The sequence below is a fragment of the Cohnella sp. GbtcB17 genome (genome assembly GCF_019091135.1).
Taxonomy (GTDB): Bacteria; Bacillota; Bacilli; order Paenibacillales; family Paenibacillaceae; genus Cohnella.
In genome coordinates, this window is sequence record NZ_JAGXJW010000129.1 from 1 (window position 1) to 3,650 (window position 3,650).

Annotated in this window: 2 protein-coding genes; both read left to right on the forward strand. The window is 58.2% G+C overall.

The features are described 5' to 3' along the window. Positions 1–2,280 (forward strand): DNA gyrase subunit A (gyrA, locus tag KVT38_RS33180; protein WP_217598015.1); only part of this gene is annotated, 2,280 nt, incomplete at its 5' end. Between the two features lie 27 nt (positions 2,281–2,307). Further along, positions 2,308–3,366, forward strand: a complete 1,059-nt coding sequence (locus KVT38_RS33185; RefSeq protein WP_217598016.1) for an HD-GYP domain-containing protein — start codon at positions 2,308–2,310, stop codon at positions 3,364–3,366. Positions 3,367–3,650 lie beyond the last annotated feature (284 nt).

The window sequence follows — 3,650 nt, forward strand, 5'->3', positions numbered from 1 at the left end:
GTCGGCGACGTCATGGGTAAGTATCACCCGCACGGCGACTCCTCCATCTACCAGACGATGGTCCGGATGGCGCAGGACTTCTCGCTCCGCTATACGCTCGTAGAGGGTCACGGCAACTTCGGCTCCATCGACGGCGACATGGCGGCAGCGATGCGTTATACGGAGTCGCGCCTGTCGAAGATCGCGATGGAGATGCTTCGCGACATCAACAAAGAGACCGTCGACTTCGTCCCTAACTATGACGGCGAAGAGCAGGAGCCGGACGTGCTCCCGTCGCGGTTCCCGAACCTGCTGGTCAACGGCACGACGGGTATCGCGGTGGGCATGGCGACCAACATTCCGCCGCACAACCTGACCGAGGTCATCAACGGTACGCAGGCACTGATCAAGAATCCGGAGCTGACGGCTCTTGATCTGATGGAGTACATCACGGGCCCCGACTTCCCGACCGCCGGCTTTATCCTTGGCCGCCAAGGCATCCGGCAGGCTTACAGCACGGGACGCGGCTCGGTCACGATGCGCGCCCGCGCCGAGATCGAGGAGAACGGCGGTAAAGCGCGGATCATCGTTCACGAGCTGCCTTACCAAGTCGTTAAGGCGCGCCTCGTAGAGAAGATCGCCGAGCTCGTGCGGGACAAGCGGATCGAAGGCATCACCGATCTGCGCGACGAGTCCGACCGCAACGGCATGCGCATCGTCATCGAGCTGCGCCGCGACGTCAATCCGAGCGTCGTCCTGAACAATCTGTACAAGCAGACGGCAATGCAGTCGACGTTCGGCATCAACATGCTCGCGATCGTGAACAAGGAGCCGAAGGTACTCAACCTTCGCGACGTGCTCCATTACTATATTCAGCACCAGATTGAAGTCATCCGCCGCAGAACCGAATACGATCTGAAAAAGGCGCAGGCGCGCGCACATATTCTCGAAGGCTTGCGCATCGCGCTCGATCATCTCGATGAAGTCATCGCGCTGATCCGCGCTTCGCAAACGACGGAGCAGGCGCGTGAAGGGCTGATGACGCGGTTCGGGCTGTCGCACGATCAGGCCCAGGCGATCCTCGAGATGCGCCTGCAGCGGCTCACCGGACTCGAGCGCGAGAAGATCGAGCAGGAGTACCAGGAGCTCATGGTGAAGATCGCCGAGTATCAGGCGATTCTGGCCGACGAAGGACTCGTGCTGGAGATCATTCACGACGAGCTCGAAGAGATCAAGCAGCGGTTCGGCGACGAACGCCGTACGGAGATCACGACGAGCGACGAGGAGATTCTCGACGAAGACCTGATTCCACGCGAGGACGTCATCATCTCGATGACGCATTCCGGCTACGTCAAGCGCCTGCCGGTCACCACGTACCGCAGTCAGCGGCGCGGCGGCCGCGGGGTTGTCGGCATGGATACGAAGGACGACGACTTCATCGAGCGGCTTTTCGTGTCCAATACGCATCAATTCCTCCTGTTCTTCACGAACAAAGGACGCGTATTCCGACTCAAGGCGTACGAGATTCCGGATCTGAGCCGGACCGCACGGGGCACGCCGATCATCAACCTGATCCAGATCGAGCAGGGCGAGACGATCAATGCGGTCATCCCCGTCGAGTCGTTCGAACCGAATCAGTACCTGTTCTTCGCGACCAAGTGCGGTATCGTTAAAAAGACGCCGCTCGACGACTATGCGAACATCCGCAAGGTCGGCTTGATCGCGATCCTGCTGCGCGAGGACGACGATCTGATCGGCGTCAAGCTGACGGACGGCAGCCGCGAGGTCGTTATGGGTACTGCACAGGGTATGTCGATTCGCTTCTCCGAAGAAGACGTACGCTCGATGGGTCGTTCTTCGACCGGCGTGAAGGGGATTCAGCTGGATGAAGGCGACGAGGTCATCGACATGGATATCGTCGATCCGGAGCAGACCGTGCTCATCGTTACCTCCAAGGGCTACGGCAAGCGGACGCAGCTGAGCGAGTACCGTACCCAGACGCGCGGCGGTAAAGGCATCAAGACGCTGAACGTCACCGACAAGAACGGCACGATCGTCAGCCTTAAGGTCGTCCAGGACGAAGAAGACTTGATGATCATGACGTCCGGCGGCACGTTGATCCGGATGAGCATGTCTACGATCAACACGATGGGCCGGATCACCCAAGGCGTCAAGCTGATTAACATCAAGGATGAAGATTCGGTAGCGACGGTAGCGAGAGCGCCGCGCAACGAAGATGAAGACGAGGAAGCGGAAGAAGCCGAAGGCGCAGGCATCGATGGCGCGGAAGATTCCGAATAAGGAACGGATTTAAGGGGAGGTTACGTCGTGGCTGTGCTGCCGATATCGCAAGTACAGACAGGAGATCTATTGCTGCGCGAAGTGCAGACGTCATTCGGCAATATGCTGTTTCCGGAGGGCCGTACGCTCAGCGCTCGCGATCTTGAGATCCTGCAGGCGTACCTCATCCCGGATGCGGACATCAAGAGAGCGGGGCTCGAGGAGTCCGAACTGCTGGAGGTCGAGGAAGACAAGTCGCTGCCGCTGTCCTCGCTTCATCAGAACTTCTTGAAGTTGGAGAGGCTGCTGAAGCATACGTTTCAGATGATGGGGCCGGGGCAGAAGCTGCCGATCTTCGAGATCCGCGGCGGACTTAAGGACCTGCTCGATCATATCGACGAATATCATGTGCTTACGTTCGTACCGCCCTACGATCCGGCTGCGGAACCCTGGATTCGCGGCAGCGTATTGACGGCTTTGACGGGGTACCAGCTCGCCAAGTGGATGAAGCTGCCGGAGAAGGACTGGGTGGCGGTCGCGTTGTCGGGACTGCTGCACGATATCGGCAATACGCGGATTGACTCGACGATCCTCCGCAAGCCCGGACGGCTCACGACCGACGAGCTGGCCGAGATGCGGCAGCACACCGTCTATGGCTACAAGCTGCTTGAAGGCGTCACGTCACTGAATCAGGGGGTCATCCTGACCGCGCTGCAGCACCATGAGCGGATCGACGGCAGCGGCTACCCGATGAAGGCGACGGGGGACAAAATTCACCCGTACGCCAAGATCATAGCGATCGCGGACATGTACCATGCGATGACGTCCGCTCGTGCTTACCGTACAGCCCAGTCGCCGTATATCGTGCTCGAGCAGCTGCAGAAGGAAGCGTTCGGGAAGCTGGATCCTTTGATGATCCAGTGCTTTATTGAACGCAACACGCAGTTCTACAACGGTATGCTCGTTCAGTTGAACGACAACCGTGTCGGGGAGATCGTGTTCACCGACAGGGCGAACCCGACGCGGCCCATGGTGTCCATCTTCGGCGACATCGTGAACCTGGCCAAGGATCGCAATCTCTTTATTACCGCCGTATATTCGTCCTAAAGGATGGGGCCAAGAAAGAGACCGGGCGTAGCGACGTTTGGTCTCTTTCTATCTATACGGTACGCCATTCATGGCGCATCAATCATGCAAATTTAAGGCCGGGCCATGGGAGACAATTCCTATAGATAATTATTAAAAATAAGCTTGCATTCGCCTGGGCGCCTGTGATATATTATTCAAGTCGCCGCTGAGAGGCTGCCAAGCAAGAGGGCCGAGAGCGAAGACAAGATTGCTCCTTGAAAACTGAACATCGAGCGTTAAAACAAACGGACGCTGAGGCCTTC